The following is a 14174-nucleotide window of genomic DNA, read 5'->3' on the forward strand; positions in this document are numbered from 1 at the left end:
CTTGGGATCCGTGGGTGTGGCGGTGATCTCAGGGATCATCCTTGCATGTCACACCGGCCGTTCGGTGACTGACCCTGGTGGTGGGATACTCGGCCTCATGGCAGACAAACCGCGCATTCTCATCAACGGCAAGGACATGTTCTGGTCGTTGGTGCCGCTGCTCGCGCTCATCGCGTTGGTGGCGATCGCGTCGGGGAATTGCTCGGTCGGACTGAACCAGGACCCGGCGGACAGCAAGGTGCCCGCGTTCGACGTGGTCACCGCATTGGACGCCGACGCCCGACAGATGCCGTTCCCGATCCGCCGCCCGCCGACACCGGAGGGATGGAAGCCGAACTCCGGCTCGTCGGACGCGATCGAGGGACACCGGGTCAGCACGGTCGGCTGGCTCAGCGCGAGTAAGGCCTACGTGCAGCTGAGCCAGACCGACGCGTCGGAGGACCTGCTGGTGCCGTACCTCGGTGGCAGCGGGACCGACTACGGCGACGTCGGTGCAACCGGCACCCGCGAGGCGGGCGGCCGGCAATGGGTGACCTACGAGACCGCCGAGGGCAAGAAGTTCTGGATCACCGATTTCGGCAACGTGCGCGTGGGCGTGCTGTCCCGCGGACCCGACGCCGACATCGAGACGATCGCGGCGTCGGTGGCGACGCAGCAGCCGCTCGACGCCTGAGCGCGGAGAACCGCCCGCGGAAAGCGCCGCTGAGAACCGCCCCCCAAGAGCACCCTCCAGAGAGTCTCCGACGACGATATGTCGTCGGCGCTTCTGCACAGGGTGCTGTCCAGGGGCGGTTTGCAGTTGCGAGGGCGAGAGTCGCGTGATCGAGTAGCCGACTACTCGCGAGATCTCCTGCGTCCGGTCATAGCGTCTGGTTCGGGAGGCGCTCATGTCCGCGAGAATCTGGCACAGGTACATGTGGACACCGGCCTCGTCGCTGTCTGCCCACGCCGACGCATGGCTGTCGGTCGTGTGGGCACGGCTCGTTCTCGTCGCGGTTCTCGTCGCGCTGCTCGTGATCGTGGTCCCGGCGTACGGGGCCGGTGCGGCCGCTGCGACGACCGGCGGTCGGGTGATCAGCGTGCCGTGTGCGCGCGTCGACTCGCCGGCCGACCGGCGGGAATCGCTGCTGGTCGTCGGTCATCGCGCCGCGGAGGGTCGATTCCACGCGACCACCATCGACCGGCAGGCACTACTCGGATTCGGGTGACCTACTCGTTGTCGTCCGGATCGGCCGAATTCTTCTGCGCGATCACGGTTTCGATGCGTTCACGCGCCCCGCGGAGGTGTTCCTCGCAGCGCGTCGCGAGCGCCTCGCCCCGCTCCCACAGGGCCAGCGAGGTGTCGAGATCGAGGCCGCCGTGCTCGAGCGTGCCGACGATGTCGGCGAGCTCGTCGCGCGCCTCCTCGTAGCCGAGTTCGGCAACCGGCGTGTACTCCTCGCCGGTGTCGTCACTGTCGGTGCTCACGAATCTCCTTCGTCGTCAGGGGAAGTGGAGGTGTGTGCCTCGGTCGCGGTGACGGTGGCCCGCGCCGCGCCGTCGGCGACCCGGATACGCAATTCGGCGCCCGCGGGCAGATCGTCGAGCGTGCTGACCACGTGGGTCACGTCGGTGTCGGTGCGCTGCACCACGGCGTAACCGCGAGCGAGGGTCTGCGCCGGGCCCAGCGTCGACAGCCGGGCGGCCAGATGCTCGTGGCGGCGGTCCTCGGTGTCGACATGACGCAGGACGTCGCGCCGCAGCGCGCGCAGCAGCTCGGCTACGTTCACGGACTCCTGGTCGACGATCACACCGGGCCGGGCCAGAACCGGGCGTCGTCGGAGTCCGTCGATGACCCCGGTCTCGCGACGCACCCAGTTGCGTAACGCCTGTGCGCTGCGCCGGCGCAGTTCGTCGATCCCGGCGAGTTCGGCCTCGACGTCGGGAACCACTCGTTTGGCGGCGTCGGTCGGAGTCGCCGCACGCAGATCGGCGACGAGATCGAGCAGCGGGTTGTCTGGCTCGTGCCCGATCGCGCTGACCACCGGTGTGCGACACCGGGACACCGCGCGCAGCAATGCCTCGTCGGAGAACGGCAGCAGATCCTCGACGCTGCCGCCGCCGCGCGCGATGATGATGACCTCGACGTCGGGATGCGCGTCGAGGTCCGCGAGATGGGTGAGGATGCGCGCCACCGCCGTGGGCCCCTGGACGGGTGCCTCACGGACGTCGAAGCGGACCGCCGACCACCGGTCGGTGGCGACGCTGACCACGTCACGCTGCGCGGCGCTGGCCCGCCCGCTGATCAATCCGATCGAGCGCGGGAGGAACGGCAGCGGACGTTTGAGCCGGGCGTCGAACAGGCCCTCGGCGGCCAGCAACTGCCGGAGGCGTTCGATCCGCAGGAGCAGTTCACCGACGCCGACCGCACGGATGTCGCTGACCCGCAGCGACACCGTGCCCCGGCCGGTGTAGTAGCTCGGCCGGCCCAGTACGACGACGTGACTGCCGTCGGTCAGCGGAACCTCGGTGCGCGACAACAGGTCCGGGCTGCATGTCACCGAGATGGAGATGTCGGCAGCCGGGTCCCGCAGAGTGAGGAACGCCGTGCGGGTACCGGGGCGCCGGCTGATCTGGGTGACCTGACCCTCCACCCAGATCTGGCCCAACCGGTGAATCCAGTCGGCGATCTTGGTGTTGACCGTGCGTACCGGCCACGGATTCTCGGCCGAGTTCGGCGAGGTCCCGGTCACGCCTCGGTGGAGCGCTTGTTCTGCGAGGCGATCCGGTTCTCCAGCATCGTCACGAACGGCGCGCGGCCACGGTTGGCCTTCTCGTAGTCGACGAGGCTCTCGAGGTCGTCGGTGTCGACCGTCCGCAGACGTGCACGCAGCTGTGCCAGGGTCAGCGTGTCGTAGTCGATGAGGACGACGATCTCGGGTGCCGCCCCGTTCTTCGGCTTGTCCGCACGCGTCGCCGGCTTCTTCTCGGCGGCGTCCACGACGTCCTCGGGTGCCGAGCTGTACAGCGCGAAACGACCGGCGTCGGCGCGCGGCGGCGCGGCCAGGTCGGCGTCGGAGGCCTCCGCGTCGACCTCGGTGGTCTTGGTGGCACCGCCGGTCCTGGTGGCTTTGGTCACTTTTGCGGGCTTGGTGGACGTCACGGCCTCGCCGGGCTGGTCCCCCGGATCGTTGCCGTCGGCGGCGGCCTCGACCTCGTCGACGATGCTGGTGGGCTTCTCGATCGGTACGTCACCGGCGTGGGCGTCGGCGCCGGGTTCCGGGGTCTCGTCGTCCTCGTCGAAGCGGGCCCACGCGGGCTGCTCGCTGGGCTTGTCGAACAGCATCCCCAGGGCGGCGTCGCCCTTGATGGCGAGTTCGGCGATGTTCTGCTGCGCCCGCATACCTGCCTGCAGGGTCTGGCTGACCGCTGTCATCGGGAGGGTGACGAGCAGCGCGGGAAGCTTGCGCGTCTCCTCGAGGGCGGTGACGATCAGACCTGCGGCGATACGGGCCGGGTAGGGTGCGCGATCCATGCCAACACTCTGCCATCAAAGGGCACTCGTCTGTAACCCGTACCCTGGAGACATGTCTGAGACGAAGCGTGTCCTGCTCGCCGAACCCCGCGGTTACTGCGCGGGTGTCGACCGCGCGGTGGAGACGGTCGAGCGCGCCCTTGACAAGCACGGCGCTCCCGTCTACGTCCGCAAGGAGATCGTGCACAACCGGCACGTGGTCGAGACCCTTGCCGACCGCGGGGCGATCTTCGTGGGGGAGACCGACGAGGTGCCCGAGGGTGCGATCGTCGTGTTCTCGGCCCATGGCGTGTCGCCGCAGGTCCATGCGTCCGCCGCGGAACGGAATCTGAGGACCATCGACGCGACCTGCCCGCTGGTGACGAAGGTGCACCAGGAGGCCAAGCGATTCGCGCGGGACGACTACGACATCCTGCTGATCGGTCACGAGGGCCACGAAGAGGTCGAGGGGACGGCCGGTGAGGCCCCCCAGCACATCCAGCTCGTCGACGGCCCGGACAGCGTCGACTCGGTGACCGTGCGCGACGAGTCCAAGCTGGTCTGGCTGTCGCAGACGACGCTGTCGGTCGACGAGACCATGGAGACGGTGCGTCGCCTGCGGGAGAAGTTCCCGCTGCTCAACGATCCGCCCAGCGACGACATCTGCTACGCCACCCAGAACCGTCAGGTCGCCGTGAAGGCGATGGCGCCCGAGTGCGATCTCGTCATCGTGGTCGGTTCGCAGAACTCGTCGAACTCGGTTCGCCTGGTCGAGGTCGCCCTGCAGGCCGGTGCCAAGGCAGGTCATCTGGTCGACTATGCCCGTGAGATCGACGACACCTGGCTCGAGGGTGTGAACACCGTCGGCGTCACCTCCGGTGCATCGGTGCCCGAGGTCCTCGTCCGCGGCGTGCTCGACTACCTCGCCGAGCGCGGCTACGACACGGTGGAGACCGTCAACACGGCCAACGAGACCCTCACCTTCGCGCTGCCGCGCGAGCTGCGTCCCGCGCGGACATCCGGCTGAGAACCTCCCCGATCAGAACTCGTCGGGATCGAGCTTGCGCACCCGACGGTGGGGAAGAGCGACGGCCAGGACAGCCGCGATGACCGCGGCGCTGATCCCCGCTCCGGCGATGGCGATGTTGCGGGCGGTGTGATCCGGCGGCGTCGGCGGTGCGGGCGCGGCGATCGGGGCCGATTGCTGCCTGGCCTGTTCCTCGGCGGACAGCTCCGCGGTGAGGGCCGCGACCGGGTCGACGACGCCGTGGCCGATCCGCTGGTCGTGCCCGGTGCCCGGGGAGTGGGCGGTCGAGGTGATGCGATCCATCACCTCGCGAGCGCTCAGTCCGGGGAACCGTGCCCGAACGAGCGCCGCGGTGCCGGCGACGTAGGGCGCGGCGAAGCTCGTCCCGATCAGCGGCAGCGGACCCTCCTCGGCTGTCTGCGCCGACACCAGCCGGTTCGACCCCCTCGCGCTGTCGAGGCTCACGATGTCGGTGCCCGGCGCGGCCACCCCGACCCACGGCCCGTGCAGACTGAACTCGCTCGGTCTGCCACTGGCGGCGTCGACCGCGCCGACGGTCAGGACGTAGGGTGAGTACCACGCGGGACTCGCGACGGTCGAGACCGAACTCCAGTCGTCAGGATTGCCGGCTGCGGGCGCCGGATTCTGTGAACGGCAGGCGCCGTCCCGGGTGACGTTGCCGGCCGCCGCCACCACGACGACGTCACGGTCGTAGGCGTACCGGATCGCCGCCCCGAGAGCGCGGTCGTCGACCTTGGCCGCCGACGAAGCGCAGGCCACCTCGGAGATGTTGATCACCGTGGCCCGCAGGTCGACGGCGCGGACTATCGCGTGGGCGAGCGTGCGGACGGACCCGAAACCGGAGCCGACGGACGGTGCGGCATCGTCGCCGCGACGATTGTTCTTGGCCTTGAACGCACTGCTGGACTGGCGGATTGCGATGATCGACGCCGCGGGCGCGACCCCGGCGAAGGCGTCGGAGCTGCTCGGCCGCGCGGCGATGATCCCGGCGACCAGCGTGCCGTGGGCGTCGCAGTCCTCGAGTCCGCTGCCGCCGGAGACGTAGTCGCCGCCGGCGGTGACGCGTCCCAGACGTGGGTGCGGGGTGACGCCGGTGTCGATGACGGCCACCCGCTGCCCGGCGCCGCGACTGAAGCGCCAGGCCTCCTCGAGGTTCATCATCGACTGTGCAGCAGTCGGATTCGCGGTGCTGCGGGTGAGGGTCGCGGTGTTGCAGAGATGGCTCTGCTCGGTCGGTTCCGGCGGTGCCACCGGGGCCGACCGGATCAGCGCCGACGCGTCGACGCGCGGCGGGGTCACCGCGGCGGCGGGGGAGGAGGTCAACCCGAGCAGGGTCGCGGTCAGCGCCAGCGCGACGGGCGCCGCAGCCCGGGTCGTCGTCCGGGACATCAGATCTCCCGGACGATCCGGTACAGGTCGAGCAACCACAGCAGCAGCGGGACGATGAGCGCGACGAGGATGTACTCGCCGATCTCCGCCCAGCGGCGCATTACCGGGGAGAAATCCTGGTGCGGCGCAACGACTCCGAAGACGAGCGCGGCGACGAGGACGACGCCGCCCAGCGCGAAGGAGATGATCGGCCACCGGCCGTCCCCGAACGCCAGGCCCGCCAGCAGGGTGAGCACCACGAGCGAGCCGCCGATGATGAGGATCGCCGCCTGGAAGAGGTCGCTGTGGGAGCGACCGCGCAGACAGAGGACCACGCCGATGATCGCGGCGTAGGCGGCGCTCTTCCACTCGAAGCCGGCGAGGGGAGCGGCGGTGAGCACCGCCGAGATCGCCACGATGGCGGTGAGGCCGCCGACGATGCCCGTCAGGTACGCGTTGGCGATGTACGAGCGTCGTTCCAGCGCATCGGCCTTCGGCAGTGCCGTGGCCCCGATCGCGCCGATGCCTTCGATGGACGGCTGCGGCTCGATGTCCTTGATGTCGATGGCAGCTCCCGCGGTCGGCACCGGCGGCAGCGGCAGTTTGGCGAGCAGGATCGTCAGTCGGGGGGACAGTCCGATCAGCAGGAGTCCCACCGCCGCCATCACGGCCGCGACATCGGAGGTGTCGGCGTCGAGGAGCAGACGCGCACCGCATCCGAGTGCACCGAGGACAGCGGCGCCGGTCACCGCGCTGTGTGCGGTCGCGCCGACCGCGGTCATCCGGTAGGTGATGACGGCGGTGACCAGGGTGAGGGCGAATCCGAGTGTCAGATGCGCGGCACCGTAGGAACCGGGCGTGAGGATCATGCCGGTCACGAACGCCATCGGCGCCGCACAGACCGACAGGATCGTCGAGCTGAGCTGATCACGGTAGTAGCGCGCGACGATCGTTGCCGCGGTCACGAGACCGATCACGGCGAGGCCGGACAATCCCGAGAGCCACAGCGCGCCGCTGTCGATCCGGCTCGCGGCCAGCCCCGCCGCGGCAACGACCGCCGCGACGAGGGCCAGCGCGTGTCCCACGTATCGCGCCGACGTCGCGGTCCAACCCACGAACTGTGATTCGTTCAGCCGCGCAACGGCATCGACCACGTCGTCGAAGAGGACCGGCGACTCATCGGTGCGGGTCGAGGTCAGCAGGAGCAGGTCGCCGTCGCGGATCCCCGATTCCGACAGCGAGCGGTGCAGGGGCAGCGGTTCCTGCCCGACGAGCGCCAGGGTCCAGCGGTTCTGCCGGTCGTGCGGACGGCCGCGGCCGCGCGAATCGGCGTCGGGGTCGTCCGGGTCGTGCCGGGTTGGGTTGCGCGACTCGATCTGCGCGACGAGGTCACCGATGAGACCGGCGATCGGGATGCCGGCGGGTAGGCCGACGTCGAGCTGGGTGTTGCCGCCCAGCACCGACACGCGTACGAGTTGCGGCTCGATCGCGGTGTCCGAGCGTGACCGGTCACCGGCGGTGCCGTCCGCGGTGGTCGTCGGGTATCCCGGTGCGAATCCGTCCACAGGTGACATACAGGTCAATCCTCCCCCAGGGTTCAGCAGCTAACATAGCCAACTTCAGCGGGTTCGCCCGCCCGGGGATACACAGCTCGAGGGTGTCAGGGGGATCGAGTGGTCACGACCACTGAGGGGTTCGTGCGTCGGCCACGCATCACGCCGCCGCGCATGCCCGGGGGCGAGGTCAACATCCAGGCGCCGCCCGACGTCCCTCGCGTGGTACCCGGCAACCTGCTCATGAAGCTGCTGCCGGTGGTGATGATCGTCGCCGTCGTCGGCATGATCGCGCTGATGATGGTCACCGGTGGCCGCAACATCCTGACCAACCCGCTGTTCATGATGTTCCCGCTGATGATGCTCATGTCGATGTTCGGCATGTTCGCCGCCGGCGGGCGCAGCGGCGGCAAGCGTGCCGCGGAACTCAACGAGGAACGCAAGGACTACTTCCGCTACCTCGGGCAGTTGCGCGGCCAGGTCTTCGACACCGTCGAGAACCAGCGCGCCGCACGCACGTGGAGTCATCCCGACCCGCACGCACTGCTCGACGTCGTCGGCAGCCGGCGCATGTGGGAGCGGCGTCCCGCCGACAACGATTTCGCCCATGTGCGTGTGGGAGTCGGCGTCCAGCGCCTGGCCACCCGTCTGATGCCGCCGGAGACCGGCCCGCTCGAGGACATCGAACCGGTGTCGATGGTCGCTCTGCGACGGTTCGTGCGCACCCATTCGGCGGTCTACAGCCTGCCCCGGTCGATCTCGCTGCGCGGCTTCCCGGCGATCAACATCGAGGGCGCGCGGCAGGAGACCCGCGAACTCGTCCGCTCGATGATCGTCGAGCTGTGCGCCTTCCACGGTCCCGACCATCTGCACATCGGCATCGTCACCGGCGACCCGGCCGGCGAGGCCTGGGACTGGGCGAAATGGCTTCCGCACGTAGGTCATCCGACGCTGCGCGACGGGATCGGCCCGATGCGGATGATCTATCCGACGCTCGCCGATCTCGAGAACGCACTGGCCGCGGACCTTCTCGAACGCGGCCGGTTCAGCCGGTCCGCCCCGCCGAGCGGGAATCGTGCCCACCTGGTCGTCATCATCGACGACGGCTACGTCGCCGGCGACGAACGCGTCCTCAGCTCGGCCGGCATGGAGGGTGTCACGGTCCTCGACCTGACCGCACCGCCGGACGGTCTCGCGGTCCGGCGCGGCCTGCAGCTCGTGGTGCGCGGCGGCAAGGTGTCGGCCCGAAGTGCCGCGGGCGTCGAGGAATTCGCCGACATGGACTCGCTGACCATCGCCGAGGCGGAGGCGATCGCCCGCCGCATGGCCCGGTACCGCCTGGCGACCGCGGCGACCCTGGCGAACCTGGAATCCGAGGCGACGTCCACCGATCCGGGCCTGCCCGCACTTCTCGGCATCGACGACGCCGCCCGATTCGACCCGGCCACCGCCTGGCGCGGGCGCACCGGCCGCGAACGTCTGCGGGTGCCGATCGGCTACACACCGAGCGGCGCGCCCGTCGAACTCGACATCAAGGAGAGCGCCCACGGCGGCATGGGACCGCATGGCCTGTGCATCGGTGCGACCGGCTCGGGCAAGTCCGAGTTCCTGCGAACGCTTGTCCTCGCCATGCTGGCGACGCATTCGCCGACCGAGCTGAACCTCGTCCTCGTCGACTTCAAGGGCGGCGCAACGTTCCTCGGACTCGAGTCCGCTCCACACGTCGCGGCGATCATCACCAACCTCGAGCAGGAACTGTCGATGGTCGACCGCATGAAGGATGCGCTGTCGGGTGAGATGAACCGCCGCCAAGAGGTCCTGCGTGCGGCGGGCAACTACGCCAACGTCGCCGACTACGAGCGCGCCCGCGCCTCGGGCGTGCGTCTCGATCCGCTGCCGGCGCTGTTCATCGTCGTCGACGAGTTCTCCGAACTGCTGTCGCAGAAACCGGATTTCGCCGAGCTGTTCGTCGCGATCGGCCGTCTGGGCCGGTCGCTGCACATCCACCTGCTGCTGGCCTCGCAGCGACTCGAGGAGGGCAAGCTGCGCGGCCTCGACTCACACTTGTCCTACCGCATCGGTCTGAAGACCTTCTCCGCCAACGAGTCCCGTTCGGTGCTCGGTGTCCCCGACGCCTACCACCTGCCGAGCGTTCCCGGCTCGGCGTATCTGAAGTGCGACTCGGATGACCCGGTTCGCTTCAACACCTCGTACGTCTCGGGTCCGTACTACTCGCCATCCGTGGCCGAGGACTCCGTGGACTCCGCGGCGCCGGGGTCCCCGCGACTGGGGAATCTCAAGGTCTTCACCGCGTTGCCGGTCCCGCTCGACGAGGGTTCGTCGCGGTCGCTGCTGGACCAGGCGGCGAGCCTGCTCGACGAGGAGCCCCCGGCCCTCGACGCCGCGCCCGACGGGCCCGCCGACTTCGAATCCGCTTCGGTGTCGGTGCCGACGCTGATGCAGACCATCATCGGCCGCATGGAGAGCGCCGGCCCGCCGGCACACCGCGTGTGGCTGGACCCGCTCGAGAACTCGCCGACCGTGGAACACCTCGTGGGTGCGCGGGACTGGACCAAACCGGCGGTCCCCGGCAACCTGGCCCTGCCCATCGGTCTGGTCGACCGCCCCTACGACCAGCGACGCGACCCGCTCGTCGTCGACCTGTCCGGCGCGGCCGGCAGCGTCGCCGTGGTCGGCGGGCCGCAATCGGGAAAGTCGACGACGCTGCGCACGATCATCATGACCGCGGCCGCCACGCACACCCCGGAACAGGTGCAGTTCTACTGCCTGGACTTCGGCGGCGGCAGCCTCGCCGGCCTCGCCGGACTCCCACATGTGGGTTCGGTGGCGTCCCGTGGGGACATGGATGCCGTTCGCCGCACGGTGGCCGAGGTCGGGGCGATCATCCGGGCCCGTGAGATGCTGTTCGCCCGCCTGGGCGTCGAATCGATGCGCGACTACCGGGCCCGCCGTGCGGACTGGTTCGCCACCGGGACCTTCGCCCCCGACGATCCGCTGGCCGGTGACCGCTTCGGCGACGTCTTCTTCGTGCTCGACGGCATCAGCGTCCTGCGTTCCGAACTCGAGTCGCTGGAGGAGCAGATCACCACGATCGTCTCCCAGGGTCTGTCTTTCGGCGTCCACGTCATCGTCAGTGCCTCGCGGTGGGCCGAGATCCGCCCGGCGGTCCGCGACCTCCTGGGCACGCGCATCGAACTGCGCCTCGGCGATCCGACGGATTCCGAGATGGGTCGTCGCGCCGCCGCGGGTGTCCCGCAGAACCGTCCCGGCCGCGGTCTCACCGCCGAGGAACTCCACATGCTCATCGCGCTGCCGCGTCTCGACCCGGTCAGCAGCGCCGAGTCACTGCCCGCCGGCGTCGCGGCCTCGGCGGAGAAGCTCGCCGCCGCGTATCCGGGCCGTTCGGCGATGCCGGTGCGCAAGCTGAGCACCGAGATAGAGATGGCGGCGGTGCAGAACGGACTCACCGCGGCCGGGGTCACGTTGTCGCTCAACCAGGTCGCGATCGGTGTCGGCGAACTGGAGCTGGCCCCGGTGGTCCTCGACTTCAACGCCCAGCCGCACTTCATGGTCTTCGCCGACGTCGAGCACGGGAAGACCAACGTGCTGCGAGCGATCGTCCGCGGACTCGTCGCCGGTGGCACCCCGGAGCAGGTGAAGATCGCGTTCATCGACTACCGCCGCACGATGCTCGGCATCGTCGACGGTGATCACCTCGCGGGCTATGCGAGTTCGCACGACAACGCGATGACGCTGATGAACCAGCTGGCGGTGTACCTGAAGGGCTGCATGCCCCCGGACGACGTGACCGTTCAGCAGTTGCGGGAGCGTTCGTGGCTGGAGGGCAAGCCGGAGGTCTACCTCGTCGTCGACGACTACGACATGGTGTCCACCTCGGCGGGAAATCCGCTGTTGCCGGTCATCGAGTTCGCGTCACACGCCCGGGACATCGGATTCCACATCATCCTGGCCCGCCGCTCCGGTGGCCTCGGCCGGGCGATGTTCGACCCGGTGATCGCCCGGCTGAAGGACCTGTCGTCGGACATCCTGCTCATGAGCGGGGATCGCGACGAAGGCTTCATCGCCGGTCGCAGCCGCATGCAGCGGTTGGTCCCCGGACGCGGTGAGCTGGTCTCCCGCGTGCGTCCGCAGGAGATGATCCAGGTCGCTCTCGTACCGGCCGAGGACCAGCGTTGAGCGGCGTCGGGTGAGACAGGTGCGGGCGTGAGCGGGGTGAACCCGGGTCGTGGCACGGTCGTCGACCTCGCGTACGGCCGGCCCCGCATCTTCGAACCCGCCACCGGCATCCGGGATCCCGGGATCGACCTGCGACCGCTCCTGGACGCCGTCGACCAGATGACGGTCGTGGCCGACGGCCGTCGGCGTCATCTGCGGCAGGCGTGGCAGATGGCCTTCGCCGACCTGGGGATCGCGGCCGACCCCGATCGCCCGCTCATCGTCGGGCACCCGAGCACCTGGGGACCGCGACGCGCGTCCTCGCTGGCCGATGTCGGCGGCGGGAGGGCGAGGGAGACACTGCTGACGTCTCTTCCGCGCGCGGTCCTCATCGCGCGCAGCCACGCCGACATCACCGTGCAGCGCTGTGCCGTGGTGGAGACCACCCACATCCCGGAACCGCCCGCCGATCCTGCCCGTCCGCGGCCCGCGGCGTGGGACGTACAGATCGTGCGACGCCACCCCGAGGGCTGGCTTCTCGAACGCTCCGGGCTGATCGAGCAGGGGGACCAGGAGGCCGACGGACTCGCGATCATCGACGACGCGGTCGAGGCCGTTTTCGTCGACGGCGACGACCCGGTCGAGGTGTCGGCGGCGATCGACCTGGTCGCCGCGCACGCGATCGCGGGCCGGGTCGTGCCGGTGGACCGCGACCTCGTCGTCCGTCTGGGCGGGCGGACCGGCGGTGCCGCGGACGACGCCGTGCCGGTGGCCGGCGATCCGGCGGAACCGGCGGCGGGCGTGTCGACGCGGCGCAGTCGCCGGGTGCTGGCCGGTGCGGCGGCCGCGGCGGTACTGGTCGTGGCCGGCGCATTCGCGGTCGGCTGGTGGCAGCGGGACGACCCGGCACCCGCGCACTCCGAGGTCGCCGTCGGCCGCGCCACGCTGTCGGTTCCCGGGGACTGGCGGCAGAGCGGGCAGGACACGCCCAGCGACGCCACCGACGACCCGACCACGAGGCGCGCGGTCTTCGTCTCCGAGGCCGACGGCGGGCGGATCATCGCGGTGCTGACCGAACTGCGGGACGGGTCGACCCCGCAATCGGTCGCGAGCAGCCTCCGCAACCGGATCGGGCAGCGGGGCGACGACGTCGTCACGGAGTTCTCCGCGGACACGCAGTACGCCGGACGCGATGTCATCAGCTATCGCGAGGCACCTGCCTCGGGCAGCGCCATCCGCTGGTACGTCATCGTCGACGACGGTCTGCAGGTGTCCATCGGATGTCAGGCCGGGACGACCGCCGAGTCGGTCGACGACGAGTGCGCGCGAGCCGTTCGCTCGGTACGGGTGGAGTGACCTGGGTGGGCGTTTTGACCCTGACCTGCACGGTCGCGTAACCTGGATCGCTGGTGCTCGGCGCCTGTCACACACGCGTGTGTACGGGCAGAAGAGGCCCGGGTCCCCACTGGTCGCCGGGAACAACCTCCGCCATGCGCCCGACCAGCACCCTAAAGACAAGAGTTGAGGACCAACTGTGCCTACCTACACCCCGAAGGCCGGTGACATCACGCGTACGTGGCACGTCATCGACGCCACCGACGTGGTGCTCGGCCGGCTGGCCGTGCAGAGCGCGAACCTGCTCCGCGGCAAGCACAAGCCGACCTACGCCCCGCACATGGACGGTGGTGACTTCGTCATCATCATCAACGCGGAGAAGGTTGCGCTGACCAGCAACAAGGCCGAGCGCAAGCTGAACTACACCCACTCGGGGCATCCCGGTGGCCTGCAGTCCCGCACCACCGCTGAGCTGCTCGAGACCTTCCCCGAGCGCGTCATCGAGAAGGCCATCAAGGGCATGCTGCCTTCGAACAAGCTCGGTCGCGCCATGGCCTCGAAGCTGAAGGTCTACGCAGGCCCGAATCATCCGCACGCGGCCCAGCGCCCCGTCCCCTTCGAGATCAAGCAGGTGGCCCAGTGACCAACGAGAACATCAACGAGGCCGTCGAGGCCGTCGAAGAAGCTGTCGAGGTCATCGAGGCCGTGGAGGCAGTGGAGGCCGTCGAGGCTGCAGCCGATGACTACGACGCCGCTCCGGCCGTCGAAGAGGCCCGCGAGCCGATCGTGATCGACCGCCCGATCCAGACCGTCGGCCGCCGCAAGGAAGCCGTCGTCCGCGTTCGCCTGATGCCGGGCACCGGTGAGTTCAAGCTCAACGGCCGCTCCTTGGAGGAGTACTTCCCCAACAAGGTGCACCAGCAGCTGATCAAGGCTCCGCTGGTTCTCGTCGAGCGCACCGAGTCGTTCGACATCTTCGCCAAGCTCGTCGGTGGCGGCCCCTCGGGCCAGGCCGGCGCGCTGCGTCTGGCCATCGCCCGTGCCCTCATCGAGGTCACCCCGGATGATCGTCCCGCCCTCAAGAAGGCCGGATTCCTCACCCGTGACCCGCGTGCGGTCGAGCGCAAGAAGTACGGCCTGAAGAAGGCCCGCAAGGCGTCGCAGTACTCCAAGCGCTGAT

General features: G+C 69.6%; 12 protein-coding genes. 7 read left to right on the forward strand and 5 right to left on the reverse strand.

All coding sequences use genetic code 11. The annotated features are described in order from the left end of the window. The first annotated feature begins 97 nt into the window (after window positions 1–97). Together GOALK_RS05090 and GOALK_RS05095 are read left to right on the forward strand one after the other, a co-directional pair. Window positions 98–673 (forward strand): DUF4245 domain-containing protein, encoded by a 576-nt coding sequence (locus tag GOALK_RS05090; protein WP_006357731.1) that lies wholly within the window; start codon window positions 98–100, stop codon window positions 671–673. Between the two features lie 214 nt (window positions 674–887). Next, a complete protein-coding gene (locus GOALK_RS05095; RefSeq protein ID WP_006357732.1) occupies window positions 888–1208 on the forward strand; it encodes a hypothetical protein in 321 nt (106 codons plus the stop codon). 1 nt (window position 1209) lies between these two features. Here GOALK_RS05095 and GOALK_RS05100 read toward each other — a convergent pair whose 3' ends face one another. Genes GOALK_RS05100 through GOALK_RS05110 form a run of 3 tightly spaced genes read right to left on the reverse strand, consistent with a single transcriptional unit; the run spans window position 1210 to window position 3514 of the window. Continuing rightward, complete coding sequence (locus GOALK_RS05100; RefSeq protein ID WP_006357733.1) at window positions 1210–1467, reverse strand: exodeoxyribonuclease VII small subunit; 258 nt, start codon at window positions 1465–1467, stop codon at window positions 1210–1212. After that, on the reverse strand, window positions 1464–2732 hold the full coding sequence (gene xseA, locus GOALK_RS05105) for an exodeoxyribonuclease VII large subunit (protein WP_006357734.1): 1269 nt from the start codon (window positions 2730–2732) through the stop codon (window positions 1464–1466). Before xseA ends, GOALK_RS05100 begins: the two co-directional genes overlap by 4 nt. Continuing rightward, window positions 2729–3514, reverse strand: coding sequence for a lipid droplet-associated protein (locus GOALK_RS05110; protein ID WP_006357735.1), 786 nt, complete (start codon window positions 3512–3514; stop codon window positions 2729–2731). Before GOALK_RS05110 ends, xseA begins: the two co-directional genes overlap by 4 nt. Window positions 3515–3566: 52 nt before the next feature. Here GOALK_RS05110 and GOALK_RS05115 point away from each other — a divergent pair, with 52 nt between their 5' ends. Beyond that, window positions 3567–4520 (forward strand): 4-hydroxy-3-methylbut-2-enyl diphosphate reductase, encoded by a 954-nt coding sequence (locus tag GOALK_RS05115; RefSeq protein ID WP_035750524.1) that lies wholly within the window; start codon window positions 3567–3569, stop codon window positions 4518–4520. A gap of 12 nt (window positions 4521–4532) precedes the next feature. On the opposite strand, the gene mycP is transcribed toward GOALK_RS05115, so the two are convergent. Next, the gene (mycP, locus tag GOALK_RS05120) at window positions 4533–5930 is read right to left on the reverse strand and encodes a type VII secretion-associated serine protease mycosin (protein WP_006357737.1); all 1398 of its coding nucleotides are present in this window, start codon (window positions 5928–5930) and stop codon (window positions 4533–4535) included. Next, window positions 5930–7483 carry a type VII secretion integral membrane protein EccD gene (gene eccD / locus GOALK_RS05125; RefSeq protein ID WP_035750527.1) on the reverse strand — a complete coding sequence of 518 codons (1554 nt, stop codon included), beginning with the start codon at window positions 7481–7483 and terminating at the stop codon, window positions 5930–5932. Before eccD ends, mycP begins: the two co-directional genes overlap by 1 nt. Before the next feature lie 99 nt (window positions 7484–7582). Here eccD and GOALK_RS05130 point away from each other — a divergent pair, with 99 nt between their 5' ends. The 4 genes from GOALK_RS05130 to rpsI all read left to right on the forward strand — a co-directional run bounded on the left by GOALK_RS05130 (window position 7583) and on the right by rpsI (window position 14173). Then, on the forward strand, window positions 7583–11680 hold the full coding sequence (locus tag GOALK_RS05130; protein ID WP_035750530.1) for a type VII secretion protein EccC: 4098 nt from the start codon (window positions 7583–7585) through the stop codon (window positions 11678–11680). A gap of 27 nt (window positions 11681–11707) precedes the next feature. Then, window positions 11708–13015, forward strand: coding sequence for a type VII secretion-associated protein (locus GOALK_RS05135; protein ID WP_006357740.1), 1308 nt, complete (start codon window positions 11708–11710; stop codon window positions 13013–13015). 178 nt (window positions 13016–13193) lie between these two features. Further along, entirely contained in the window at window positions 13194–13637 is a 444-nt protein-coding gene (gene rplM, locus GOALK_RS05140) for a 50S ribosomal protein L13 (protein WP_006357741.1), read from the forward strand. Beyond that, window positions 13634–14173, forward strand: a complete 540-nt coding sequence (gene rpsI / locus GOALK_RS05145) for a 30S ribosomal protein S9 (protein WP_006357742.1) — start codon at window positions 13634–13636, stop codon at window positions 14171–14173. The genes rplM and rpsI overlap by 4 nt, the downstream gene beginning before the upstream one ends. Window position 14174 lies beyond the last annotated feature (1 nt).

Origin of the sequence: Gordonia alkanivorans NBRC 16433 (assembly GCF_000225505.1) — a bacterium.
GTDB classification, from domain to species: domain Bacteria; phylum Actinomycetota; class Actinomycetes; order Mycobacteriales; family Mycobacteriaceae; genus Gordonia; species Gordonia alkanivorans.

Excerpts from the sequence above, each read along its gene's own strand:
- GOALK_RS05090 (WP_006357731.1), top strand. The coding sequence starts at position 98 with ATGGCAGACAAACCGCGCATTCTCATCAACGGCAAGGACATGTTCTGG.
- GOALK_RS05095 (WP_006357732.1), top strand. The coding sequence starts at position 888 with ATGTCCGCGAGAATCTGGCACAGGTACATGTGGACACCGGCCTCGTCG.
- GOALK_RS05110 (WP_006357735.1), bottom strand. The coding sequence starts at position 3,514 with ATGGATCGCGCACCCTACCCGGCCCGTATCGCCGCAGGTCTGATCGTC.
- GOALK_RS05115 (WP_035750524.1), top strand. The coding sequence starts at position 3,567 with ATGTCTGAGACGAAGCGTGTCCTGCTCGCCGAACCCCGCGGTTACTGC.
- mycP (WP_006357737.1), bottom strand. The coding sequence starts at position 5,930 with ATGTCCCGGACGACGACCCGGGCTGCGGCGCCCGTCGCGCTGGCGCTG.
- eccD (WP_035750527.1), bottom strand. The coding sequence starts at position 7,483 with ATGTCACCTGTGGACGGATTCGCACCGGGATACCCGACGACCACCGCG.